Source organism: Bacteroidales bacterium, from assembly GCA_016707785.1.
Lineage (GTDB): Bacteria > Bacteroidota > Bacteroidia > Bacteroidales > UBA4417 > UBA4417.
The window spans coordinates 84,334-110,445 of sequence record JADJGZ010000002.1; the positions used below are offsets into that span (position 1 = coordinate 84,334).

The 26,112-nt window shown below is 41.6% G+C and carries 17 protein-coding genes and 1 pseudogene; 11 read left to right on the forward strand and 7 right to left on the reverse strand.

The genetic code is table 11. The annotated features are described in order from the left end of the window. The first annotated feature begins 2 nt into the window (after nucleotides 1-2). The 6 genes from IPH84_02170 (at nucleotide 3) to IPH84_02195 (ending at nucleotide 11,889) form a co-directional block, all read left to right on the forward strand. The gene (locus IPH84_02170) at nucleotides 3-1,778 is read left to right on the forward strand and encodes a PKD domain-containing protein (GenBank protein ID MBK7172048.1); all 1,776 of its coding nucleotides are present in this window, start codon (nucleotides 3-5) and stop codon (nucleotides 1,776-1,778) included. Between the two features lie 156 nt (nucleotides 1,779-1,934). Further along, a complete protein-coding gene (locus IPH84_02175) occupies nucleotides 1,935-4,856 on the forward strand; it encodes a TonB-dependent receptor (GenBank protein MBK7172049.1) in 2,922 nt (973 codons plus the stop codon). Between the two features lie 13 nt (nucleotides 4,857-4,869). Next, nucleotides 4,870-6,333, forward strand: coding sequence for a RagB/SusD family nutrient uptake outer membrane protein (locus IPH84_02180; protein MBK7172050.1), 1,464 nt, complete (start codon nucleotides 4,870-4,872; stop codon nucleotides 6,331-6,333). 62 nt (nucleotides 6,334-6,395) lie between these two features. Then, nucleotides 6,396-9,185 carry a carbohydrate-binding protein gene (locus IPH84_02185; protein ID MBK7172051.1) on the forward strand — a complete coding sequence of 930 codons (2,790 nt, stop codon included), beginning with the start codon at nucleotides 6,396-6,398 and terminating at the stop codon, nucleotides 9,183-9,185. A gap of 33 nt (nucleotides 9,186-9,218) precedes the next feature. Continuing rightward, the gene (locus IPH84_02190) at nucleotides 9,219-10,397 is read left to right on the forward strand and encodes a family 16 glycosylhydrolase (protein MBK7172052.1); all 1,179 of its coding nucleotides are present in this window, start codon (nucleotides 9,219-9,221) and stop codon (nucleotides 10,395-10,397) included. A gap of 37 nt (nucleotides 10,398-10,434) precedes the next feature. Further along, complete coding sequence (locus IPH84_02195) at nucleotides 10,435-11,889, forward strand: glycoside hydrolase family 30 protein (protein MBK7172053.1); 1,455 nt, start codon at nucleotides 10,435-10,437, stop codon at nucleotides 11,887-11,889. A gap of 81 nt (nucleotides 11,890-11,970) precedes the next feature. Here IPH84_02195 and IPH84_02200 read toward each other — a convergent pair whose 3' ends face one another. The 4 genes from IPH84_02200 to IPH84_02215 form a co-directional block, all read right to left on the reverse strand. Beyond that, nucleotides 11,971-12,453, reverse strand: a complete 483-nt coding sequence (locus IPH84_02200) for a hypothetical protein (GenBank protein MBK7172054.1) — start codon at nucleotides 12,451-12,453, stop codon at nucleotides 11,971-11,973. A 62-nt stretch (nucleotides 12,454-12,515) separates the two neighbouring features. Then, nucleotides 12,516-13,412 (reverse strand): pirin family protein, encoded by an 897-nt coding sequence (locus IPH84_02205; GenBank protein MBK7172055.1) that lies wholly within the window; start codon nucleotides 13,410-13,412, stop codon nucleotides 12,516-12,518. Nucleotides 13,413-13,542: 130 nt separating this feature from the next. Then, on the reverse strand, nucleotides 13,543-14,127 hold the full coding sequence (locus IPH84_02210; GenBank protein MBK7172056.1) for a YceI family protein: 585 nt from the start codon (nucleotides 14,125-14,127) through the stop codon (nucleotides 13,543-13,545). Nucleotides 14,128-14,246: 119 nt separating this feature from the next. After that, nucleotides 14,247-15,116 (reverse strand): SDR family oxidoreductase, encoded by an 870-nt coding sequence (locus tag IPH84_02215; GenBank protein ID MBK7172057.1) that lies wholly within the window; start codon nucleotides 15,114-15,116, stop codon nucleotides 14,247-14,249. A 120-nt stretch (nucleotides 15,117-15,236) separates the two neighbouring features. On the opposite strand from IPH84_02215, the gene IPH84_02220 reads away from it, so the two are divergent. After that, nucleotides 15,237-15,608 (forward strand): helix-turn-helix transcriptional regulator, encoded by a 372-nt coding sequence (locus IPH84_02220; protein MBK7172058.1) that lies wholly within the window; start codon nucleotides 15,237-15,239, stop codon nucleotides 15,606-15,608. A gap of 95 nt (nucleotides 15,609-15,703) precedes the next feature. Further along, nucleotides 15,704-17,183: pseudogene (locus IPH84_02225) on the forward strand (IgA Peptidase M64). 21 nt (nucleotides 17,184-17,204) lie between these two features. Here IPH84_02225 and IPH84_02230 read toward each other — a convergent pair. The 3 genes from IPH84_02230 to IPH84_02240 all read right to left on the reverse strand — a co-directional run bounded on the left by IPH84_02230 (nucleotide 17,205) and on the right by IPH84_02240 (nucleotide 21,557). Then, on the reverse strand, nucleotides 17,205-18,782 hold the full coding sequence (locus IPH84_02230; protein ID MBK7172059.1) for a T9SS type A sorting domain-containing protein: 1,578 nt from the start codon (nucleotides 18,780-18,782) through the stop codon (nucleotides 17,205-17,207). Nucleotides 18,783-19,133: 351 nt separating this feature from the next. After that, entirely contained in the window at nucleotides 19,134-20,168 is a 1,035-nt protein-coding gene (cydB, locus tag IPH84_02235; GenBank protein MBK7172060.1) for a cytochrome d ubiquinol oxidase subunit II, read from the reverse strand. A 12-nt stretch (nucleotides 20,169-20,180) separates the two neighbouring features. After that, a complete protein-coding gene (locus IPH84_02240) occupies nucleotides 20,181-21,557 on the reverse strand; it encodes a cytochrome ubiquinol oxidase subunit I (GenBank protein MBK7172061.1) in 1,377 nt (458 codons plus the stop codon). 367 nt (nucleotides 21,558-21,924) lie between these two features. Between IPH84_02240 and IPH84_02245 the strand changes: the two genes are divergently transcribed. From IPH84_02245 to IPH84_02255, 3 genes are all read left to right on the forward strand, one after another. After that, nucleotides 21,925-23,748, forward strand: coding sequence for a helix-turn-helix transcriptional regulator (locus tag IPH84_02245; GenBank protein MBK7172062.1), 1,824 nt, complete (start codon nucleotides 21,925-21,927; stop codon nucleotides 23,746-23,748). Between the two features lie 171 nt (nucleotides 23,749-23,919). Continuing rightward, nucleotides 23,920-24,279 (forward strand): QacE, encoded by a 360-nt coding sequence (locus IPH84_02250; GenBank protein MBK7172063.1) that lies wholly within the window; start codon nucleotides 23,920-23,922, stop codon nucleotides 24,277-24,279. Nucleotides 24,280-24,407: 128 nt separating this feature from the next. Continuing rightward, nucleotides 24,408-26,099: a hypothetical protein gene (locus IPH84_02255; GenBank protein ID MBK7172064.1), complete on the forward strand. Its 1,692-nt coding sequence runs from the start codon at nucleotides 24,408-24,410 to the stop codon at nucleotides 26,097-26,099. Nucleotides 26,100-26,112 lie beyond the last annotated feature (13 nt).

The window sequence follows — 26,112 nt, forward strand, 5'->3', positions numbered from 1 at the left end:
ACATGAAACACTTACAGAAGTACACATGGGCAGTATTGCTGCTCCTGGTTATTCCCTTAATCTATTCTTCCTGCAAGAAGGAAGAAGAAGCTGAGGTAATTGCCAGTTTCACCTTTCAAGTTGATGCCAGCAATTATAAACTGGTAAAATTCACGAATACCTCTCAGAATTACTCTACTGTTTCCTGGGCTTTCGGTGATGGAACTACCTCAACAGAAGTTAGCCCGGAACATACCTACACCGCTGAAGGAGATTTCAATGTTTCTATGACAGTTACCTCTTCAGGTGGTGCCACTGATACTTATGCACAGAAAATTACCATTTCTGACCCTAATGTAATGCTGACAAAATTGGTAGGTGCAACCTCCAAATCATGGAAGCTTTTAAGGGATGTAAGCACCGGAGTTTTCCCACTGGAAGTTGGACCAATTGACAGGTCAACCATTTGGTGGGCTGTTGGAAATAATAATGATGAACTCGCCAATCGTCCTTGTATTCTTAATGATGAATGGACTTTCAACCGTGATGGTTCATTTACATTTGCCGCTGGTGGTAATTTCTGGAGAGAGGGTGATGGTATTTTCGATCCGGCAAACACTTGTGGAGAAACAACTGATATGGTTGGAGCAACAGGTGAAGACCTTTCAGCTTGGGGAGATGGTTCACACCACTTCAGAATTGATGCTCAGCAAAACAAAATTACCGCTATTGGTAAAGGCGCCTACATCGGATACTATAAAACTTCAACAGATTGTGAAGTATATGAGTTAACTCCAATGATGCAGGATTCTGTTACTTATAACATCGTAAGTCTTTATGATGGAGCTGTTGATACTCTTGTGATAGAAGTACAATATAAAGATAAACCAGCTGATCCTGCAGTATTAGGATATTGGAGATATGTTCTTGTTCATTATGATGATCCTTCACAGGAGCCTCCAATTCCAGGGAACAAACCAAGTGTTGGTTTCACCGTGGATGTAACAGGTTTAACCATTAACTGCACTAATACTACTACCGGTGCTGTTACCTATGAATGGAATTTTGGTGATGGAGCAACTTCAACTGCAGCCAACCCAACTCATACATATGCCGGTGGTGGACCATACACTGTTACCCTTACTGCAACCAATACCAATGGCTCTTCAACTGCATCCAAAGCACTTTTCGTAACATCTGATGTCCTCACTGAAGCTGATCTTCAGGGTGGTGCATGGAAAATTATTGTTGACAACTTGACAATATTTGTTGGTGGTGGAATGGGTGACGCTGGCTGGTGGAGTGTTCCTAAAGCTAACCTTGATGGAACTATGGCCGGTACTGCTGATGATTGGTCATGTATGGCTGATGATGAGTTTATTTTCTCAGCAGGTGGCGTATATGAATACAAAACCAGTGGTTCTGCCCGTAATGATGGCTGGTGGGGTGATCCACACGGCTGTATTGATGACGCAGCTATAGCCGCAAGTGCAGGCAATGGCCCGGCATTCGGAAGTGGAATCCACTCCTATGCCTTCACTCCTGCTTCAGGTGGAAACAGGGCTATCATTGAACTGACAAACGGTGCTACAGGTGCTGCATTTATCGGTTTCATGAAGGGCTTCTACGGTGGTGAAAACACCAGCAGCGCAAACCTGCCAAACGGTGGAATTACTGTCAATAAATATGAAGTAATGGGTTATGCTAAAAACGGTGCTAAAGAATACCTTTTCGTAACTTGTGATATCAGTGTTGACCATAATGGTTCAGCTTCCTGGTCAACAATCCTGCAAAGATAATCTTGCAATTAATCCATCTATAATCAAGAGTGAGTGGGATACTCCCTCACTCTTGATTTTTTAATAGAGGGTTTCATTAACAAAAGTTCTAACACAAATATCTGTATTTCAGCTTTTTGTGACTTACGGATCAATAATTAAAAAATAAAATCCATGATGAAATATTTATCACTGATAATTCTCCTGACCATTTCCCTCACAGCCCTGGCTCAGGAAAGGCTGATTTCCGGGAAGGTTACTGATGAAAGTGGCATGGGTCTGCCAGGTGTTACTGTTCAACTTAAAGGCACTTCAACCGGAACAACAACCGATCTGGATGGTAAATACAAAATCAACCTGAATGCAGGTATTTTACGATTCAGCTATATTGGGTTTGTGCCCCAGGAAATTACTATCACTAATCAATCAAGTATAAATATTGTATTGCTCGAAGAAACCAAACAATTAAATGAAGTGGTGATCATAGGTTATGGCACCCAGAAAAAAAAGGATTTAACAACCGCAGTTTCAGTTGTTGGTGAAAAAGAAATAAGGGACCGTCCATTGGTATCTGCAGCCCAGGCTTTGCAGGGAAAAGCAGCCGGTGTACAAGTGACACAACCATCAGGGAAACCAGGTTCCAGTTTGTCGGTTCGTGTTCGAGGAGCCACATCAGTTTTAGCCGGGAATGAACCGCTTTATGTGGTGGACGGCCTCCCAACCACAGATATCAGTGGATTAAGCCCAACTGATATTGCGTCTATGAGTGTTCTCAAAGATGCTTCTTCTGCAGCTATATATGGAGCAAGAGCTGCTAATGGGGTTGTCCTCATTACCACCAAGCGTGGTGAAACCAATAACCAAAAGGTTAGTTTCAACACTTATTATGGTGTCTCCAAATTAAGAAAAACAGTTGAAGTCCTTGGTACAAAAGACTATCGGGATTTACTGGAAGAAATTTCACCGGGAAGTTACAGCCCCCTCTGGACCAAATATACCAATTGGAGTGAAGAGGTCTTTGGAACTGGGTTTAACCAGTCCTATCAATTATCTGCTACCGGTGGCAGTGAAAAAATGAAGTATTTTGTTTCAGGTGGTTACCTTTCAGAACAGGGAATAGTACAACCTGCCAAATTCGATCGGTATTCATTTAGGATTAATCTTGATAATGATCTGAATCCCTGGTTGAAAATTGGAACCAATATCAGTATCTTAAGTCTGAAGTCGAAGGACACTCCTGATAATCTTAGCTCCGGCAGGGGTGGTGTAATTATGAGTGCCCTGAATACTCCTCCATTTTTGCAGATATACAAGAGTGATGGTAGCGGATGGTTTGACCCCAATCCCTTCCAACCTTCATGGGAAAACCCGGTAGCATATATGGAAGGCCCTGATCAGGAAGCCTCTGATAATAAGGTTTTTGGAAGTTTTAATGCTGAGGCCAAATTATACAAGGATGTGTTTCTTAAATCGCGTTTAGGTGTGGATCTGAATACTCACCAATGGGATTATTACCTGGATCCGTTCCGGACCAGCTATGGCCGCAAAGAGCATGGAATAGGAACATCCTCTAAAGGTAATAGCAGCTCCGTTCTTTGGGAAAACACCCTTGATTATTCTCTGCGTTCAGATAATCATACTTTCACTGCTCTAATTGGTAGTAGTATCCAAAAGTATGCATACAAAGAATCTTATCTCTCAGGAAGCAATTTCCCTGAAGATGTGTCGATTCAAACCTTATGGGCTGCCAATACGATTACAGGAGGTACTTCAGGACAGCAATGGGCGCTTGCTTCCTTTTTTGGAAGGGCATCCTATGATTATATGGGCAAATACTATCTTACTGGCAGCATTCGTCGTGATGGTTCTTCAAAACTAGCCAACCCCTGGGGAACGATGCCATCATTCTCAGCAGGATGGAGGATTTCATCTGAAAAATTCATGCAAGGCATTGATTTCATTGATGACCTAAAGATACGTGGAGGCTGGGGTAAAACCGGCAACCAGGAAGGAATCCCAAATTATACTCAGTATGGACTTGCCAATTTCTCAAGAATTACACTTGGACCCAATGACCCATTGCTAGGCCCGGCATTTTACCAGTATACCTATGGAAATCCCGATCTCAGATGGGAAACTACCTCTCAAACCAATATTGGCATCGACCTTACCGCATTTAACTCAAGACTTGTATTAAATCTTGATGTATATATGAAAAAAACAGTTGACGTGCTGATGAATGTTCAACTTCCATCCTACCTGCCTATTACAACAATTCAAACAAATGTCGGGGAAATTGTGAATAAAGGATTGGAATTAAATATTAGCACTGTCAACATCGACAAAAAGATCAGGTGGAACAGCGACTTTAATATTTCCTTCAACAAGAATGAAGTGACCGCATTAAAGTATACTGATGTCTACTATTTTGGGAGAATTTATAGCAATAATTCAGATGTTGCCATTGTAAAAGTTGGGTTACCACTGGGTTCCTTCTATGGTTACATTTCAGAAGGTGTTGATCCGTTAACTGGTAACCTGAAGTATAAAGATGTTAATGACAATGGCATTTTTGATACCGGCGACCGTACTGTAATTGGTGATGCCCAGCCTGATTTCATCTTTGGGTTCACAAACAATATCAGCTATAAGCGATTTGACCTCAATATCTTCTTCCAGGGAAGTTATGGAAATGATATCTATAATGCTACCCGAATTGATCTTGAAGGAATGTTCGATAGTAAAAACCAATCAACTGCTGTACTTCGTCGCTGGACTACGGAGAATACTGACACGGATATTCCTAAAGTTGGTAATATGGACAATGTACGCAATTCCTCCCGTTTTATTGAGGATGGTTCTTATGTAAGACTAAAGTCATTGACCCTATCCTATAAAGTCTTTACTCCTAATGAAATAAAAGCCTTTAACAAACTATCGGTTTATGTTACCGGTCAGAACCTGCTGACATTCACAAATTACAGTGGATTTGATCCTGAAGTAAATGCTTACGGAAATAGTGCTACAGAAATGGGAATAGATTATGGGACCTATCCTCAATCCCGGTCATTGATTATTGGTCTTAACGTTGAATTCTAAAATAGCTGCCATCATGAAAAAATATATATACCTACTGATTGTAATTCCTGTAATGGCCTTACAATTAACTTCTTGCGATAAATTTCTGGATCTCAATCCTCAGAATGATAAAATCATTGTGAATAATGAAGATTCAACTTATTTCACTTCAGCAGGGGATGTTGAATCAGCCCTTCAGGGAGTATATGGGGATTTGCGAAATGAGTATTTCGAACTCGATTATTTTGTGAATGGTGATGCTCAAAGTGATGATGCTTATGCCGGTGCAGATAATCCTGCAAATTTCCAGATCGATGATTACAATATTGATGCCTTGAACACCAATGTTAGTCGTGACTGGGGTTACTTGTATGCAGCTATTGGGAAAGCCAATGCAGTAATAAATAACATTGAGGATGTTACAGATCCGGAACTTACCGAGTCCAGGAAGAATGAGATCATCGGTGAAGCTTCATTCCTTCGGGCATTCATGTATTTTCAGTTAGTGCAGCTTTGGGGCGATGTCCCTTTGCAGCTTCAGGAAATCAAAACAATCAGTGCCGAGCTATTACCTGAAATATACCCTATCATGTTCCCTGCGCGTGACCCTAAGGAAGAGGTTTATGCCCAGATTATCAAGGATCTGGAAGTAGCCGTATCATCTGCCAAAATTACAGCCCAGGATAAAGGTTATGTTACCAGGGGGGCCGTAAATACTTTGTTAGCCAAAGTATATGCCACCGTTGAACCTCATGACTGGAATAAAGTGCTGAAATATTGTAATGATGTAATTTCCGGCGGCTATTCACTCCTCCCTGAATATGATCAACTATGGGATAATAGCATTGAAAACTCTTCAGAATCAATCTTTGAAATCAATTATGCAGGCACCAGCAGCAGTGGCAACTGGGGAGCCAGTATGTTTATGGGACTGGACTGGAAAAAGTTTAATATTCCCTCCAATGACCTCGTGAAAGCCTTTAATGACGAAGGTGATGTGATCAGGAAGAATTCTTCTATAACATTCATGGATGTAACCGGTTCATGGACCGATCAGCATTGGCCACAAACCAATTATCCTTTTGCCTATAAATACAGGGCCTATACCTCTCCCAGTCCACAGAACTACATTTTCTTCAGACTGGCAGATGTCATTTTATTGAAAGCTGAAGCCCTCAATGAAACCGGCGATACTCCGGGTGCTGCTGCACTTGTTAATCAAATCCGGTCCAGGGTTGATCTTCCAAATACTACAGCCTCCACACAGGATGCAATGCGACTGGCGATTGAAAAGGAAAGAAGATTAGAGCTGGCTTTCGAAGGACATCGCTGGTTTGACCTAAAGCGCACCGGCCGGGCTATCGCTGTTCTCAATGCAGTATCAGAGTTCGGTGGCGTTAATATGAGCTATAACCTGAACGAAAACAGGTTATTGTGGCCTATCCCACAATCGGAACTTGATAAAAATACTAAACTGATTCAAAATCCGGGATACTAAAATGATGTGTTACTTGTATTACTGGAATTTCTCAAATAACTCATAAAAAGCTAGTCTGAATAATGACAACATCCTTTGTTTCCTTCGAAATAAAACAAGCATTAAGATCAGCAGGGATCCTCGTATTCCTGCTGATAATTAATGTTTTGAGTGCTCAAAACCTCAAAACCAGTGGTAAAAAAATTGTTGATGAAGCCGGCAATGAGGTAATCCTTCGGGGTATGGGATTAGGTGGCTGGATGCTCATGGAAGGTTACATGATGGAAACCAGCAGTTTCGCAAATCCACAAAGAGAGATCAAAGCAAAAATTCAGAGCCTGATAGGCCCTCAGAATACTGAAAATTTTTATAAAACCTGGCATCAGAATCATTGTACTAAAACAGATATCGATTCTTTAGCTTCCTGGGGTTTCAACTCCGTCAGGCTCCCAATGCATTATAACCTTTATACTCTTCCCATTGAAGCAGAACCCGTTGCCGGTGAGAATACCTGGCTGGAAGAAGGTTTTACCCTTACTGACAGTCTTCTGAAATGGTGCTCGGAGAACCAGATTTACCTTATTCTTGATTTGCATGCAGCACCCGGAGGCCAGGGCAAGGATATGGCAATTTCAGATTATGACCCGGCTAAACCTTCTCTTTGGGAGAGTGAAGCCAATAAACAGAAAACCATCGCACTTTGGAGAAAACTGGCTGAAAGATATGCTAATGAACCATGGATGGGTGGCTATGACCTTATCAATGAAACGAACTGGAACTTCACAGCTGGAGCTAATCAAAACGGATGTTCTGAATCCAGCAATGTTCCTCTTCGTCAACTACTGGTAGCAATTACACAGGCCATTCGCGAGGTTGATCAGCAGCACATGATCATCATAGAGGGAAATTGCTGGGCAAATAATTATAATGGACTGCTCCCTCCCTGGGATAACAATATGGTTGCCAGCTTCCACAAGTATTGGTCAACCAACGATCAGAATTCTATCCAGGGAATGATCAATATCCGGAATACCCATAACATACCTCTTTGGCTTGGAGAATCCGGTGAAAATTCAAATCATTGGTTTACTGATGCTATTCAGTTGTGTGAAAAAAACTCAATTGGATGGTGCTGGTGGCCGATGAAAAAGGTCAGTTCAGTAGTAAATCCCCTTACAATACCAAAGAACAGTGATTACCAGGTTTTACTGGATTATTGGCAAAACGGGGGTGCCACACCGGGTACCGAATTTGCTAAAAATGCCATGATGCAACTGGCTGAAAATTCTAAAATTGAAAACTGCATCTTCAGGAAAGATATTATTGATGCAATGTTCCGACAGGTTAATGATGCATCAGCCAAACCATATGCCAATCATCATATCCCCGGACTCATCCATTTCTCCGATTTTGATATGGGCAAAAATGGTGTTGCTTATAAAGATAAAGAGTTCGCAGATTATCATGTAAGTTCCGGCACCTATACCTCCTGGAATAATGGATGGGTGTATAGAAATGATGGAGTGGATGTTGAAACCTGTTTCGATTCCGATCCACAGTCCAATGATTACAATGTGGGCTGGACAGAGGATACTGAGTGGATTCAATACACAGTTCAAATCGACTCCTCGGCTGCCTATAATATGGATCTCAGATATGCTTCTTCTTCTTTGGCAACTCCAAGGATCCGAATAAAAAGCAATGGAAGTGATATCTCCGGAACCCTTATGCTAACTTCAACAGGTGGAAATCAAACATGGAAGACCTTACAGGCAGGAGACCTGATACTATATAAAGGTATTAATCAACTCCAGGTATACATTGATAAAGGAGGAGCCAATTTGGGATATATGAGGTTTTCTCTGTCAAAAAAGATTGAAGATGTTCCCCTTCGCTCCTTATCCGCTGAAACATACCAGGAAACACAAGACATTTATCTTACCCTCAACAAATCAATTAATCCTGCAACTATCAGTAGTACCGGTTTCGAGGGCAATGTGAATGGCCAGACTGTATCCGTCAGTTCGGTAAAAATCAATAGCCTCAACCCTCAACAGTTAATTATTCGTTTATCTGAAGAATTAATGGATGGGGATAATATCAAGTTGAATTATTCCGGTTCCGGGATTATGGCCTTAGATGAATCCCTTTTAGCAACTTTTACTGATCTGCAGGTAATCAATAATCTTCCTGTTCACTTGGCTGTTCCGGGAAAAATTGAAGCAGAAGCATTCAGTTATAACCGGGGATTACAGCTTGAAACCACAACAGATGCAGGGGGCGGACAAAACATCGGATATACAAATACCGGGGACTTCCTCGATTACAAAATCCGGGTTTCAAAAAGCGGCACCTATACCCTTGATGCCCGTGTTGCTTGTCAAAGTTCGGCTGGCATTCTTGAGTTCCAGCAACTTGATAAAAGCGGAACACTACTGAATTCTGCAACACTGGATGTTCCTGTTACAGGAGGCTGGCAAACCTGGGCTACCCATTCTGTTATAATGAACCTGAATGAAGGAATGGGAATCCTCCGGGTAAAAATTATGAAACCTGAATTCAATATCAATTGGTACAGGTTTACAAAGATTGCAGAAGAAGATACAGTAGTAAACCCGAATAAGAACATCCGGATATTCCCTAATCCTCTGAATAAAAATGAGAATAAGCTGAAAATCGAGATGCCAGAATCCAAAGGGAATGATAAAACCCTTTCTATTATGTCATTAAATGGAGCCCTGCTGAGGCAAGAAACCCTGGAAAGTGCCGATGAAAATTATACCATCATGTTGAATACTCTTTCTTCCGGACTATACATCCTTGAACTTACAAATGGAAACGAAACCTGGCGTTCAAAACTCACAATTCTATAGCACTGATCACACAATCCAATAATTCACTCACAGATGAAAAACATAGCTCTAATATTATCAGCCCTTCTGATTGGAGGAGTATTATTTCTTTCCTGTAAGAAAGAATCAGAAGCACCCCCTGTAATCCCTAAACTTGTTGCTGAAGATGTTGTAGTGACAGAAGGCAATATCGACGGGAAAAAGGCTATAATTACTGTAGACCTGTCAGAAGCTACTACCGTTGATGTATCTCTCAATTGGTCAACAGAGGATGCAACTGCCAAAGCAGGAGAGGATTTTGTTGCAGTTACTGATCAACCACTCATCTTTTTAGCTGGTGAAGTTTCCAAAGTAATTGAAATTAGCATTCTTTCAGATACCTATCTTGAATTAGATGGTGCTTTTGTGGTCAAATTCAGCAATTTACAGAATACAACAATGCTGATTCCCCAGGTTAAGGTTACCATTGAGGACGACGATAATTATGTACCACTTCAGGATGCAGATGGGTATATTACACCTGATAATTACCCCGGGATGAGCCTGATCTGGAGTGATGAATTTGATGATGCTACATTAAATACAACCTCCTGGAACTATGAAATTGGTGGCGGTGGCTGGGGGAATAATGAGTTGGAGATTTATACCGATTTACCTGCTAATTCGAATCTACAGAATGGTTTTCTGACTATTACGGCTTTGAAGAATCCTTATAATGGAAATTACACATCTGCTAGACTTACCACTAAAGGGAAAGAAGAATTCACGTATGGAAGGATTGATATACGTGCCAAAATGCCAATCGGACAAGGGATCTGGCCTGCATTATGGATGCTGGGCGGGAATATCTCCAGTGTTGGCTGGCCAGCTTGCGGGGAAATTGATATTATGGAATACCTTGGACATGAATCAGATAAAGTACATGGTACCATCCATTACAATGATGGCGGGCATAAATATATCGGAGGCTCCTACAAGGTAAACCAGAGTGAAAACTATCATGATAAGTTTCATGTATTTACCATCTTATGGCAGGAAAATTCAATTGAATGGTTTGTTGACTATAAACGTTATTATACCGTGACACCTTCAACAATAAAATATGATGCATTTCGCTTGCCTCAGTTTTTCATCTTCAATGTAGCTGTTGGGGGAAACTGGCCCGGAAGTCCAAATGCTTCCACAGTATTTCCTCAATCGATGATCGTCGATTATGTCAGGGTATTTCAATAGACATTAAAATATAAGCAATAACAAAATCTACAACGATATGAAGAAGAATTTCAGCATTTATTTATTCATGTCAGCCCTGGTGCTTTTCCTGGGTTGTAAATCAGGAAGCCAGGAAGGCAATAACGGTGCCACTTCCTCAACAATGAAAACTGCCGAGATTTATGTAACGGCTCCTGCTGATTCATTGCGTCTGACACTCATGCCTCAGCTATCATTTGAAGAGCTGAAACAACCTTCGGAACATGTTCCAACAATAATGCTGGATCCGAATAAGTCGTTCCAGACCATCGTAGGCATTGGTGGAGCCCTTACTGATGCTTCAGCCGAAACCTTTTACAAGCTTCCAAAAGCAAAACAGGATGAATTGATTCAGGCTTACTTCTCTGTAGATAAAGGAATCGGATATTCACTCTGCAGGACTCATATCAATAGTTGTGACTTCTCCAGTGAGAGTTATGCTTATGCAAATGCAGGTGACAAAGAGCTCAAATCCTTTAATATCGACCATGATAAGAAATTCAGGATCCCATTAATAAAAGCCGCTTTGGATAAAGCAGGAGCAGAACTGCAAATGTTTGCTTCTCCATGGAGCCCCCCGGCCTGGATGAAGGATAATAATAATATGTTAAAGGGTGGCAAGTTAAAAGAAGAATATTACCAAAGCTGGGCGGATTACTATATCCGCTTTATGGAATTCTATAAAAAAGAGGGAATAGATTTTTGGGGATTATCTGTTCAGAATGAACCGATGGCCGTTCAAACCTGGGAATCCTGTATTTATACCGCTGAAGAAGAGCGTGATTTTGTGAAAAATTTCCTCGGCCCAACCATCAGAAAGTCTCCTTTGAGGGATACAAAGATCGTCATCTGGGATCATAACCGTGGGCTTATGTATCAAAGGGCAAAGGTGATGTATGACGATAAGGATGCTGCCAAATATGTTTGGGGAACCGGGTTCCATTGGTATACCGGCGATCATTTCGAAAATGTAAAGTTGCATGCTGAAGCTTTCCCCGATAAGGCAATGCTATTTACTGAAGGATGCGTTTATCCTTTTAATTACGATAGCATTTTTGAATGGCATTGGGGTGAAACCTATGGCCGGTCAATGATTCATGATTTCAATAATGGTGCTGCCGGTTGGATTGACTGGAACATACTTCTGGATGAAACCGGTGGGCCAAATCATGTGCAGAACTTCTGTTTTGCCCCTGTGATTGGAAATACCAAAACCGGAGAGTTACATTACATGAATTCCTTTTACTATCTGGGCCATTTTTCGAAATTTGTCCGCCCCGAGGCTAAGCGAATCATTTGTTCATCAAATGACGATGCCTTACTGGCCACTGCCTTTGTGAATACTGATGGAAGCATTGTTTCTGTAATCCAGAATGAAACGGCTGCAGAAAAGGAGTTTTATGTATGGTTGGATGGAAAAGCCGTGAAAGCTAAAAGCCCGGCCCATTCGATAATTACGGTTGTACTGAAATAATTTCATATTGGGAAAAGCCTGGGGTCCACGAATGCGCACGAATCCGCCGCCTGGCGGATTCGTGGATAAACTTTGGCTATATCAGGGTTTTTCCTTAACGATTAAGCCTTGCCTGGCCCAGAAACCCGTGAGGTTGCCCCATTGAACAATCAGGCGCTTGGCATCCGGGGAATTCCAGTCCTTTTCAATTTCAGCATGGCATTCCAGGCCTTCACCTTTTCTTTCATGGTGACAAAATCTGCATTCCAGTGGCTCATGTCCTGTGCCGAATAATTCACATAAGCCCCCACTAAAAAAAGTACAGCCTTGTGTGGCATACACCTCAAGTGCGAAATTTACTTCATTGCCTTTGAAGGCGGGTGATAATACACTAAAGGTACCTTCGGGTGCCATTTCCAGCATCATCCTGTTTGCGAAACCGGCTGCAATAGCATCTGACGCTTGTGCAACTGTCCACCAGCCGGGACGCTGGCAATAACTCTGACAAATCTCACAACTGCAGGCTTCACTGGGTGGGAACTTTTGGAGCAGTAAGGAGTGGTTTTCCCTGATTGTCTTTAACATATATCGGCTTAATAATCCTGCAAAGTAAAGTAAAATAACGGGAAGCAGTTCCTTCTTATATATTACTCACTCAGAAAACCAAATTTACCAGCTTCCACATCTGCATAAGCCTGAATCAATTCATCGCGGGTATTCATCACAAACGGCCCATAAGCAGCAATGGGTTCATTAATCGGTTCGGCACTCATTACCAGAACGATTGAAGGTGAAATAGCCCGAAGGGAGAATTCATTACCATCATTTGCCATCAGGACGAATCTGTTCTCTTCAGCAAGTTTTTGTTCGTTAACGATGATCTCTCCTTCGATAACAAGCAAAGCTGTAAGATAATGCTGCGGAAATGAAAATATGGCTTCTCCTTCAGCCTTGAGATTTGCATTCATCAGGTGAACCGGGGTAAAAGTAGTTGCCGGTCCTTTGACCTCTCCATACTCTCCGGAAATCACTTCCACAGATCCTGCTTTACCCGGCAACTCATGCCGGCTTATCATCTCTTTCGTAATAGCCTGGTATTTAGGTGGTGACATTTTATGTGCTGCAGGCAGGTTTACCCATAATTGCACCATCTGGAAATTACCACCCATCCGGCTGAACTCCTCTTCATGGTATTCCTTATGTAATATTCCCGATGCAGCAGTCATCCACTGAACCTCTCCTTCCCCGATAATACCGCTATTGCCGGCACTATCATGGTGAGCGACCTTACCCTGGTAAGCAATGGTAACGGTTTCGAAACCCCTGTGAGGATGTACACCAACACCCCGGGGTTTTTCGCTGGGTGGAAAATAATGCTTCGATCCATAATCAAGCATAATGAAAGGATTGGTTCTCTCCATCCCACCGGGAATGGCACCCGGAATAAAATTGTGCACCCTGAAACCATCCCCAACCATATGGGGTGCCGGAGGAGCTATAATCCGGTCGATGGAACGGATTGGAAGTTTATTCTGCGTTGTCATTTCAATAAAATTGAAAATTCTTGGATTCTTGAATTCAGAAATTTTGGAACAGTTATTTGTGGATATAAACAGTCAAGGTGCCATTCTCGTCTATATAAACCAGAATGGCACCTGATGACTATCTAAAGCATTAATCTTTTGAGAACTCAGCATTACAAATGATCTGAACCTCATCACTCACAATGGCTGAAGGAGTTTCACCACCAATTCCAAAATCGGACCTTTTCAATGACCCGGTAATTTTAAAACCGGCAATTTCTTTTTTACTGTAAGGATTCACACCTGTTTTGGCAACTACATTCAGTCCAACAGGTTTTGTTACACCATGCATAGTAAGATTGCCTTTCACATAATAAGTATTTGCAGTCTTGGTCTTCTTGAAGTAGAAGCTCTTAAATGTAATGGTCGGATATTTCTGAGCGTCAAAAAAATCCGCCGATTTTAAATGTTCATCCCTCTTTTCGTTATCTGTGAAAATGGAGGATGCATCAGCTGTTAATTCGACAACTGCATCTGTGAAATCGGGATTAGTGGTGGTAAGTGTGGCAGTGGCATTTTTGAAATAGCCTTCCACATCGGAGATCATCATATGTGTTACGCTGAACCCGACTTTTGCGTGGGCTTTATCATAGGTCCAGGTAGATTTTTCAACTACTGTAAAGGATAAATATCCAAGAGCCAGCACGATTACGGTTATTATTCCTGCTTTTTTCATAGTACAAAGATTTAATTGGGTTACTTGATTAGATTTTGTCTCGATTCCGAAATATTAAGATGATAGTTCTATGAATTCTAACATTTCGGAAGTGAATAATGTTTTGTTTCGTTGCGATCTTATCCTTCCTGGTATACAGCCTTCAGATAATCACTTATCGAAACGGGTTTTCTGTTTAGTAAGGTTTCCAGGTCATTATTTTCAAAATCGAATTCCCCTTGTTTAATTGCTTCACTGAAGCCGCCAAACATGGCAATGATTCCTTCGGGTACACCTGAAGAAGTAAGGGTTGTTTTGAACTCTTCAGGGGAAGCATCAGTATATCTTACTGGTGCTCCAGAAATCTCAGATAGAATTCCAGCTACATCTTCAAAAGAAGACGTCTCATTTGCAGCTGTCTGGTAGATCTTGTTTTCATGTCCTTTCCCAACCAGGATATTTGCAGCTGCTTCGGCCATATCATTGCGCAGTGTGAATGCTGCTTTGCCATTACCCGCCGGTAAATAAATACCGGTTTCAAACACTTTTTCTCCCAGGAACCAGGGAATAATGTCTGCATAAAGTCCGTTTTGCAGAATGGTATAAGTCAGTCCGGAGGCTTTGATTTCTTTCTCAGCTACAAGGTGAGCTTCTGAAATAAACTGTATAGGTGAATTTACTTCGTTCTTACGTTGGAAACTTGTGTAGATGATATGACCGACTCCTGCTTCCCTGGCAGCTTTTATAGCATTGGTGTGCTGGCTAGCCCTGTCATTAATATCAGAAGATGAAACCAAAAGCAGTTTGTCAATATCTTGAAAAGCTTCAACTAATGAAGAATAATCGCGATAATCTCCTAACCTGAGTGAAATTCCTTTCTGTGTCAGGTCTTTTGCTTTTTCAGTATCACGCACTAAGGCCGTTATTTCTGTGGCTGGAACACCCCTGGCCAGGAGAAAGTCGATAGTGGCTTTCCCGAAGTTTCCTGTTGCGCCTGTAATCATTATCATAAAATATTTTTTTCAATTGTTTTGTGATTGCAAAAATACATACCTTTGCTATACTTTTGTAACCACTATACTTTTGTATAGCACTATACTTTTGTATAGCGATCTTAATATCAATTAATTATGAGCTCAATAGAAGACCTGAATAAAGTAAAGAGTTGCCCAACTCATTTTGTTTTAGCCATCAATGATACCTTAAATGTACTGGTAGGCAAATGGAAACTACCCATTATTGGTTCCTTATTGTTCGGGAAGAAGCGATTTAGGGAATTGGAAAGGGAAATACCGAGAATTACCCCACGAATGCTTTCAAAAGAGTTGAAAGACCTTGAAATCAATGGCATTGTCAAACGAACGGTTTTTGATACCATCCCTGTTATGGTAGAATATGAACTTACCGAGTCAGGGCGCTCCTTACATAGCGTGTTGGATGCAATGATTGCCTGGGGACTTGACCATCGGAAAATGGCCATTTCTTCGGAAAAAGCTGCTTAATTGAATTTTCACTATTACTACAGTCTCCCTCTTCTTCTTTTTTGTATTACTTTACACTATAATTTGTCACTGATCTTCAAACAAAACCAATAAAGATGAAAAATGCGATTCTGTTCAGTTCGTTAATTCTTCTCATAGTCGGCTGCAAGCAAACCTCCACAACTCAAAAGAATCCGGACGACAAGTCAGTATCCGGCATAGAGGTTATCAATAAAGGAAACCCGGCGTATGAAACCTTCTTTGCAGCAAATACTCTGCGCCTCGACTATTTCCACAACGGTAATCAGAAAGAAGAGCATTTTTCTGTAGATAAGGTGGTATCAGATGGCAGTTGGCCCGGGAGCAAAACACAACTTATCGACGCGCTGGAATTAGGGCTTTACCTGTTTAAGGTTGTTGATAAAGAAACCCATCAGCTCCTCTATTCAAGAGGCTTTGCCAGTGTATTTGGCGAATGGCAGACTACTCCTGAAGCCGACAGCACCTGGGGCACATTTCACGAGTCCATTCGGTTTCCCTGGCCTCTGAAACCAGTTATCGTTCAAATGGAGAAAAGAGATGCTGAAAACAAATTCAAACCCATCTGGTCTACCATTATTGATCCGGCATCCCGACAGGTTACCAATGCTGAATTGCCACACACTTTTCAATCGCAGGTAGTATTCGAAAACGGCCCGGCTGAATCGAAGGTAGACCTGGTGATTCTTGGTGATGGATATACTACACAGGAGATGGGTAAATTCCAGCAGGATGCTAAACGATTAACAGAGGCATTATTTTCTGCTGAACCTTTTAAATCGAGAAAGGCTGATTTTAACGTTCGAACGGTTGAAACCCCAGCCATGGAATCAGGTGTAGCCAAACCACACCATCATATCTTTAAACGCACTCCACTTTCCGCTCACTATAGTAGTTTTGACTCGGAAAGATATGTACTGACCTACGATAACAGAACCGTCAGGAATGTGGCTTCTGCCGTTCCCTATGATTTCATGGTCATACTTGGTAAATGAACAAACCTATGGAGGTGGCGGGATTTATAACCTCTACACTACCGTTTCTTCTGATAATAAATTTGCTGAGTATATCATGATCCATGAGTTGGGGCACCATATTGCCGCCCTCGCCGATGAGTATTATACTTCTTCTGTAGCCTATGAAGTTCCGGCAATCACTGTTGAACCCTGGGAAACCAATATCACTGCCCTTTTCGACAAGAATAACATCAAATGGAAAGACCTGGTTGAACCGGGAACGCCTCTTCCCACCCCCTGGGAGAAGGAAGCCTTTGACAAATTTGGCTATGAGATACAAAAGTCCCGTGATAGTATCAGGGCTGCTTTATTGCCGGAATCAGTTATGGAAGATCTTTTTGTAAGGCAAATGGCCGGTGAGGATGCCTATTTTTCTAAAGAAAAGTATAAGGACAAAGTAGGCGCTTTTGAAGGAGCCGGTTATACTCCCAAAGGCTTATACCGTTCGCAGCTCGATTGCATCATGTACACCCGTCATATGCAGTTTTGCAAGGTGTGCCAACGCAGCTTGGGAAACGTTTTCGATCAATACTCAAAATAATTATACCTCTTACCGGCTTAATTAATGCCGGATTATCAGTTTCCTTGTGTATACCTCTGTTCCACAGACGATTCTTGCCAGGTAAATTCCATTTGGCAGTGCTGAAAGATCAAGGGTGCAAACATGGTTTCTGAAATCCACAGGATAGTTCCGGACTTGTCCACTGTTGCTGATGATTTGGATACTTTGTACTGAAGTGCTTTTTTTTGCCTCCAGTACAAAGGCTGTCAGACCGGAAGTGGGATTTGGAAATATTTTGAATGCAGATTCATCCTCCGGGCTTTCATCTGTTCCACCAATAAAATCGACACAGCCTTCCTTGATATCCGGGAAATCCTGAACCACCGGTAGTGATAAATGATTCTGAGTAAAACCTGATTGCCAACTGAAGGTTATTGAAGCGGTATCCATTGAAACATTCTTAAGCCCTCCCGAGAATTCATAGGTGCAATCAACTCCTTTCCCATTCGAGTCAGCCAAAATGATACCAATATGAGGATTCGGATTGGCCCCCTTTTTCACTCCATATATGGGTCCAGTGCCAACAATCATTAGACCTCCATCATGGTTTTCAAGTACATCTACCGGTTCCATAAATAGGCTGCTCATCCAGGATAAGCTTCCATCCATTCCAATCTTCATTAATATTCCAAATTGCCCAGGCGTCACTAAAACAAAGTGATTGTCAGAGGTCTTGTGTAATTTAGGAAAGTTATTATTAAAATTAAATGAATACATAGCTGAATATTTCTTACTCCACAGAACATTCCCTGAGAGATCCATCTTCATTACGATAGGTTCGAAATAATTATATGAAAACAGATTGATAAACATAGCATTACCATCGATTATCAAACCACTGCCAGTATAAAAGTCAGAACTGGAAACTTCATAAGATTTTGACCAGATAATATCCCCCTGGTCAGAAATTTTCATTACAAAAGGCTTTGCCATAAAAGGATTAAGGTTTTCAACGATGCCGGTAAGGACAAATTCACCCCCGGCTGTTTCATTGATAGAATTCACCTTGTTTTCATTATTAAACGCAGTATAATTCCTTGCCCAGAGTACATTTCCATCGGCGTTCAGCCGGGCGACAAAAATCCTCGAGTACGGATTTGTCGAATAACCCAGATTTCCAGACATGATAAATCCGTGATCGGCAGTTTGCTGAAGGCTGGTTACATTGCACCATGAACCAAAGTCGATGGATTTTGCCCATAGGGTATCGCCATCAATATTGATTTTGACATAGTAAACAACAGCATTGGGGTCAACCTCTGCATAACTTTCGCCTGCCACCACAAAGCAGGAATCGTGGGTGGGCGCAATAGCCCAGAACTCTTCATAGAAATCATCCCCAATTTTAAATGCCCAGTCCAGGTTGGCTTCAGCATCCAGTTTCATAATAAGGCCGCTACCCGAGTGCTGTCCGCAAAGCAGGAAACCCTGATCATAGGTGTTTACGATTGCATTGGCCTTAACCGGATTTGACATATCATAAAAAACTCTGGAGACCTTGGGCTGCTGAGCGTTGAGAATGTGTCCCATAAAAAGTAAAAACACAAAAAGGTTGATAAACTTCAAATGTATATTCATCTTGCTATAATTTAATAGATTGATTGACGACTTTATTGTTTTGAAATTATGGGAAGGGCGGATGGCTAATGTCGAATGTCGGATGTTGGATGGCGGATGTTGGTGAATGTTGGATTGTGGATGTTAGATTTCAGAATTCAGAGGTCAGATTAGCCTGATTATCAGGTATTAATATCGCCAACGGTTTTTCTCCATTTCTTTCTCAACTTTTCTAAAATATTTAAGTTCAATCATTCTGAATTCTCCCGAAGGGAAGCCTTTGGCTTGAATTCTTGAATTCTAAGCCACAGATGCTCATTCAGGCCTGATTTTTAAAGATACGAAGAATCCTGTCTGGATGGTGTTGGTTCATCAATAACTTGTATCATCGAGTTTAACCTTTCCGCGGAATGTGCGATAGACAAAAAGGGTATAGATTCCTACCATTGGAGCACCGATCAGCACAATAATCAGCATGGTTTTGAGTGCCTTAATCGAAGAGGCAGCGCTATAAACTGTGATATTATAAGCAGGGTCGATCGTTGATAATAATAATACCGGGTAAAGTTCAATAGCCACGAGGATTAGCAGTAAACTCATGGTAAGTGAAGAAAACAGGAATGCATTCCTGAATTTGCGCTTGCTAACCAGTCGGGGAATGTTTGCTATACTGAGAAAAGCCAGGACAGGAACAATCCAGAGGATCGGATTTCCCAGCAGGTGATCCGACAGATGAGGAATACTTAGAAGGGTTAATATTGTGGTTACAACAAAAGTGACCACAAAAAACAGGATAGCCTTTTTGAGTAAAACATAGATTTTAGCAAAAAGTCTTCCTTCTGTTTTCATTGCCAGGTAGATGGCACCATGAACCATAAATAAGGCCAGGGTAGTCAAACCCACCAGTATTGCATATGGATTCAGGAATTGCAGCCAGTGGCCTTTAAATTCATAATCCGGACCAATGGCAATCCCTTGTAAAACATTCCCCAAAACAACACCCAGCAGAAAAGCCAGCATTGCGCTTGAAATGCAATAAGAAATATCCCAAAGCATCCTCCACCATGCCATGGGTTCCTTGCTGCGAAATTCAATAGAAACCGCCCTGAAAATCAAAAAGGCCAGGAAAAGCATGAAAGGAATATACATTGCAGAAAAAAGAGTGGCATACATTACGGGGAAGCCAGCAAAAAGAGCACCTCCTCCAATCACCAGCCATACTTCATTACCATCCCATACCGGCCCGATTGCATTTATTGCGATCCTTCGGCTTTCTTCCTTCCGGAAAAAAAGATGCCAGGCTCCGGCTCCCAGGTCAAATCCATCCAGGATGGCATATCCCGAAAAAAGTGCTCCTACTACCAGGAACCATAAGGTGGGATAATCGATACCAAGAAATGTTTCCATCTTCGTTATTTATCAGGATTCTACAATTTCAGCTATTTCATGCTGGCGCGGGCGATCTTCAATTTCAGATTCATCATAGGGGCCATGTTTGATCTTTCTATCCAGCAAATAGATAAAAAGAGCAAATAATAACACATAGATAAAGGTAAACATGACCAACGAAAAGATGATCTGGTTGGCTGTGACTGATTTGGAAAAAGCATCGCTGGTTCTTAATAAACCATAGACTACCCATGGCTGACGGCCCATTTCGGCAGCAAACCACCCTGCCTGGTTTGCCAGTTGTGGCAAAAGCACAGCCCACACAAAGATTGTCAGTAACCATCGGCTGGTAAATAATTTTCCCCTCCACCATAACCAGCTAGCCAGGAGTGTTAAGCCAATCATAGCCATTCCAATGGCAATCATAAGGTGATAAAATTGAAACACTGCATTTACGGCTGAGGGGCGATCTTTTTCAGGGAAAGCATTCAGTCCGGTTACCGGCTTTTTAAAATCGAAATTTGTCAGGAAGCTTAATCCTCCCGGAACTGCAGGGCCATAAACCTTCTGATTCTCTTTGTCGACCCAGCCAAACAGGTACATATCAGCTACTGCCAGGCTATCAAAATGGCCTTCAAAAGCTGCAAGTTTAACCGGTTGGTTTTTAGCCACCCCAATAGAGGATTGGTGGCCGGTAAGCAATTGAGAGACAGAAAAGAGGGTGGCAACTACCAGGGCAATCTTAAAAGCTTTTTGTGATAATTCAACATAGCGGTTTTTCAGCAGGTAATACCCATGAACACTCAATACCAGGAATGCACCTGCAAGGAGAGCCCCTATCCATACATGTAACAATCTCTCAACGCTGGAAGGATTAAAAACCATCGCCCAGAAATCAGTAATTTCAGCACGGGCATTTATACCTTCACCTACAATATGATATCCTGCCGGAGTTTGCTGCCAGCTGTTGGCTACTACTATCCAAACAGCTGAAAACATTGATCCCAGCCAGACTCCCAGGGTTGCAATAAAATGAACAGGGGGTTTAACGCGGTTCCAGCCAAAGAGCAAAACCCCCAGGAAACCACTCTCAAGGGCAAAGGCAAAGATTCCTTCTGCTGCCAGTGCACTGCCAAAAACATCGCCGACATACCTGGAGTAAGTTGCCCAGTTGGTCCCGAATTCAAACTCCATGACAATTCCTGTGGCTACCCCAATTCCAAAAGTCAGGGCAAAAATTCGCGTCCAGAACCGGGCCATCTGCTCATATATCTTCTGACCAGTTTTCAGATACATGCCTTCCATGATCACCATGATCAATCCAAGCCCAATACTTAAAGGGGGATAGATATAATGAAATGAGATTGTGAAAGCAAATTGTATTCTGGCCAGAATTTCAGTTTCCATTGTGCAATATGTTTTAATATTATGCCACCCCCACCATACTGTTAATGAAATAACAAACGGTGTGTTGAAGATGTTCGCCATCAATGTATCAATTATCAAAATTATTCAATACTGATGATAATTTCTCAATGACATATTTAATTCAGGTAAATAAATTGTAGGATTCTTTTTATTTTTATTGCGTATGCTACGAAAGTCTCTATTGCTCTTGGCCTTATGTTTTTTATATTTTCAGTTTCTACAGGACGCTGAATGTCAGACTATTAAAATTAGATCAGAATTAGCATATGCAAAACTGGCCAGGTCAGCGGGTTCAGAAAAAGTGCAGTTGTTGTCTGAACTGGCTTACTATCGATCAAGCGATTCGATGAGCAGGGCCAAAGAATTGGCCTGGGAAGCTTACAATTATTCCATTCAAACCAAACAAGAACCCGATATTGCCAATTCACTCTTAAGCCTTGCAAGGGTTTATTACGATGCCGGAAATATTGACTCATCAAAAATCTTCCTCTTCAATTCGCAAAAGATTAAAAATGAAATTGAAGACATATCTGGTCTTGACAGGATTTATTTTTATTGGGGCATGATTCTTCAAAAGGATGGCAAATATCGGGAGGCAATTAAGAAGTACCAGATAGCCCTTCAATATGCCAGACTAAGCAGTAAAACTACGCTGCAGGCCCGTTGTTATACAGAACTGGCTAATTGTTACAAATTTCTGAACGAATCCGCTAAAATGAATCAGTCGATAGAGGCTGCGCTCCTTACATTAAAAAAAGGAGGAGATTCCTTGCTGCTTTCCAATGCCTATTGTCACCTTGGGATTTTACAAAATGATCTCGGCCAGCTGGAAAATGCAGTGTCTTCATTTATTCAGTCTATCAGAATTGCAGAAGTACTGTGTGATAGTCTTGGACTAGGTTACCTCTGCTCTAATCTTGCAGGTGTATATGGTGCTTTCGCATTACCAGAGAAAGCTAATGAGTATAATCTGAAAGCTTATAATGTCTTTAAAAATACAGGAAATAAGAGGGGTATGGCCTATGCTTTGAATAGTTTAGGCATTACAGCTTCAGGATTAAAAGAAAATTCAAAAGCACTAAAGTACTATCTGGAAGCCGGGCAACTCAAAGTTGCGGTAGCTGACTGGCAAGGGGCATGTTTCATTTATAATAATATTGCTGATCTCTATATCAACACAAAGGAATTGACACTCGCAGGGAAATACCTGAAAATTGCAGAATATTTTACCGGAAAGGCAGGTGATATGCTGTCAACGGTAGTATTCTACAATACATCCGGTCATTATCATTCAGCCAGGTATGAACATTCAATAGCCCGCAGTTTTTTTGAAAAGAGCCTTTACCTTGCTGAGACTGCAAAACTGCATGATTTTATCACGTCAAACCTTGAATCCATATCCGCCGAATATGATGCCGAGGGCAAACCCGGAGAAGCCCTGGCCTTCTTTAAAAGATACACTGCCAGGAAGGATTCGGTAGCCAGTTTAAATGACAGGAAAGCCATTGCTGAGATGCAGGTAAAGTACGATTCTGACAGAAAGGAGTCCCAGCTTAAGGAAATGAGTAGGTTGATCCTGAATAGCTCCCTGGAAAACCGTTCATTTCTCGCCGGAAATATTACAATTGGATTGATGATCCTGCTGATTTCAGTTTTATTCCTTTATAGGATGAAATCTAAAATGAGACTAGCCAGCCAGGCTTCCGGAGCTGTCCATTCAGATTTCCCGGGATTGGATCTTAAGAAAATCACTTTTATTACTGACCAGGCATCCAAACCAACCCTCACACCAGATCAGCAGCAATGGATCTGGTCAGAACTTAACCAGATCATGGATAAAGAAAAGTTGTTTCTCAACGGGAACCTGAAATTATCTGATCTTGCTCTCAGGCTGAATACAAATACCAGCTATCTTTCCAGGGTAATTAATGAGATGTCGAGGGAAAACTTCTGTAATTATCTCAATCAACTGCGTATCCGGGAGGCTCAACTACTGCTTTCTGATCCGGACAATTTATATTTGACGATTGAAGGGATTGCTCTTTCAGTAGGATTCAATTCCAAAAGTGCCTTCAATACCTCCTTTAAGAAATATACCTCAAAAACACCTTCCGAATACCTGAACAAGGTTCCATCTAAGGATAGAAAGCCTGTCTCAAACCCCAATTGATCAACTAATTGATTTTCTAAATCATGAAGCCTGTTCGGATTTATAAATCCGAACAGGCTTCGTTTGCATTGACCCTTCAGGGCCCTCTACATTTGTGGCATCAATCCGACAGAAAACCAAGTTGAAACTTTCATAAACCAAATCAATTCTTATCACTAAACAATTACAACAATGGCAGAAGAAAAAATTTTTCTCGATGAAAAAGGTGTTAAAGTAACTAATGCCCGTTTCCTAACTTTTGGCAAAACCCATTCCATGTCGGGGGTCACAGCTGTTAGTTCTTACATCATCAAACCCAATAGAAAGCAGCCCATCATCCTGGCTGTTATCGGACTGATCATTACTATTTTCCACTGGGCCGGGCTTATCCTGGTTGCCGGAGCCGTTGCTTTCTGGTTCCTTCAGAAGAATAAATACACCGTCTCTTTAAGTTCAGCCTCCGGAAATGAAGACGCACTCACTGATCTTGACAAGGATTTCATCTTCAGGGTAGTGGATGCTTTAAATGAAGCCATTGTGTACAGGGGATAATCCTTTGAATTTTTATATGTGAATTCTATATCAGGCAGGCTTGTAATACCCACCATTGCAGGCCTGTTTTTTAACATCCCCAGACCCCGAAGCCACTATTTACAAATGTCAGTACCAATCCTCCTCTCATGAAAGCCATTTCCTTTTTTTCCTTTTTATTTCTTTTACTGCTCAGCCAGATCAATGTTTGCGGACAAGAAAAAAATAAACCATCTATACCTGCACCGGTAGCAGCCTATCTTTTCGATGGGAACACGCTCAATTCAGCACCTGGTGGAGGAAAAGCAAAAATCAAACAGGGAAACATTGCATCAGGTCATGATGGAAAGGCGCATTCCGCCTATTCTTTTTCAATCCATCCAAAAACATATAACAGTTCTGTTCAGAATATGAACTTCCCTATCGATATCAATCCCTCTAAATTCCCTTTACTCACTATCACTGCATGGGTCAAAGCCACTAACTGCTTTCGCAAAATGCTTGTGCTGGTGAATGGGACCGATAAATATGCCCGCGGGCTAATTATTGATAAGCATGATGATAATTTCAGGTTTGGAATGAACTGTGGCAAAGATGGGATTTTGTATGGCCCGCCTTTAATTGATGAATGGACCTTTATTGCCATGATTTACGACAGCAGAAACCAGGCAGCAAGGTTTATCATTAACGACCAGGTTTATTCATCAAGGGCAACTACACGTGATAATGCAGATAAAGCTTTTGTGGGAGCCTTCAACGGTACAATTGACGATATCCGGTTCTTTGATAAGATACTCACCCAGGCAGAAATTGAGCAACTGTCAGGAAAACCAATAACCGGAAACCTCTCTGAACTCGAAATCAAAGACCGTTACAGCTACAAAGAGAAAAGGAAACTTAAGGAAGAGAATAAAATCAAAGTGGGGGATATTTATATTGTCGATGCTCCGGAATACAAACTATTTGACACAACCAATCAAACAAATGCCACAAAAATTCTTGGTGAAGGAGATACCCTTTATGTGATCAGTAAATATGATGATGGATGGTATAAAGTAACGGTTAATGGGGGTGCATCCGGTTTCACAACAAGAGGCACCATTATAAAATATGCCTATCCATCCGGGGGAAGTTCCTTCCTTCATAAACTCTCATATGAGTTCAGTCACATCTTCGATTTTACAAAACTTCGTTCATGGATCATTGTGGCCATCTTTGCAATTATCCTCTTTTTTGTCAAACGCTATTTTATTAAACTGGACCTTTTACTTATCCGGCTAAGAAAGGGCGGGGATGAATTCGCGGGTGGCGGAGGTAAAAATGAGACCTCCTCACATTCACAAGGCATTAACTTCCTGCACAAGATTTACCCGGTTAAAGCTTTTCAGTGGTATCCCCTGCTCTCGGGCTTAATGCTTGGTGCTACTCTATTCATAGGCTCATTCTGGGATGGATACGAAATGGAATGGTTCTATAATGAAGGATTCAATATCCTTCCCATTGGGTACGACCGCCCGATACATTGGTTTTTTTACGGGATGACTTTACTCACCATCCTGCTGACGATAAGCTGGTGCATAGAGAGTTTTGTAGTTGCCGGACCCTGGGTTGGTTTACTTCGGATACTTATCTTATTCATTCTGAATTTCATGTCGTTACTGGTATCCTTCTTTTTATTGGTGCTGGTGGCAGCCTTCATTCTCATCATGATAGGGTTGTGGGTGTTCGGGAATACTGTTGGATCCGGTTCATACAAATGCCCTAGTTGTGGCCGCTCATTCAGTGCCTCTGCCGGAAGTTCGGTTTCCTGCCCGGGATGTGGAGCCAGTCTATCAACTTAGCACTCAGCTGACA

Bases quoted from the DNA above. Each gene is read 5' to 3' on its own strand.
- IPH84_02200 (MBK7172054.1), bottom strand. From the start codon at position 12,453: ATGTTAAAGACAATCAGGGAAAACCACTCCTTACTGCTCCAAAAGTTC.
- IPH84_02215 (MBK7172057.1), bottom strand. From the start codon at position 15,116: ATGATAATGATTACAGGCGCAACAGGAAACTTCGGGAAAGCCACTATC.
- cydB (MBK7172060.1), bottom strand. From the start codon at position 20,168: ATGGAAACATTTCTTGGTATCGATTATCCCACCTTATGGTTCCTGGTA.
- IPH84_02180 (MBK7172050.1), top strand. From the start codon at position 4,870: ATGAAAAAATATATATACCTACTGATTGTAATTCCTGTAATGGCCTTA.
- IPH84_02195 (MBK7172053.1), top strand. From the start codon at position 10,435: ATGAAGAAGAATTTCAGCATTTATTTATTCATGTCAGCCCTGGTGCTT.
- IPH84_02230 (MBK7172059.1), bottom strand. From the start codon at position 18,782: ATGAATATACATTTGAAGTTTATCAACCTTTTTGTGTTTTTACTTTTT.
- IPH84_02255 (MBK7172064.1), top strand. From the start codon at position 24,408: ATGAAAGCCATTTCCTTTTTTTCCTTTTTATTTCTTTTACTGCTCAGC.
- IPH84_02175 (MBK7172049.1), top strand. From the start codon at position 1,935: ATGAAATATTTATCACTGATAATTCTCCTGACCATTTCCCTCACAGCC.
- IPH84_02210 (MBK7172056.1), bottom strand. From the start codon at position 14,127: ATGAAAAAAGCAGGAATAATAACCGTAATCGTGCTGGCTCTTGGATAT.
- IPH84_02205 (MBK7172055.1), bottom strand. From the start codon at position 13,412: ATGACAACGCAGAATAAACTTCCAATCCGTTCCATCGACCGGATTATA.
- IPH84_02185 (MBK7172051.1), top strand. From the start codon at position 6,396: ATGACAACATCCTTTGTTTCCTTCGAAATAAAACAAGCATTAAGATCA.
- IPH84_02170 (MBK7172048.1), top strand. From the start codon at position 3: ATGAAACACTTACAGAAGTACACATGGGCAGTATTGCTGCTCCTGGTT.
- IPH84_02240 (MBK7172061.1), bottom strand. From the start codon at position 21,557: ATGGAAACTGAAATTCTGGCCAGAATACAATTTGCTTTCACAATCTCA.
- IPH84_02245 (MBK7172062.1), top strand. From the start codon at position 21,925: ATGAGCAGGGCCAAAGAATTGGCCTGGGAAGCTTACAATTATTCCATT.
- IPH84_02190 (MBK7172052.1), top strand. From the start codon at position 9,219: ATGAAAAACATAGCTCTAATATTATCAGCCCTTCTGATTGGAGGAGTA.
- IPH84_02250 (MBK7172063.1), top strand. From the start codon at position 23,920: ATGGCAGAAGAAAAAATTTTTCTCGATGAAAAAGGTGTTAAAGTAACT.
- IPH84_02220 (MBK7172058.1), top strand. From the start codon at position 15,237: ATGAGCTCAATAGAAGACCTGAATAAAGTAAAGAGTTGCCCAACTCAT.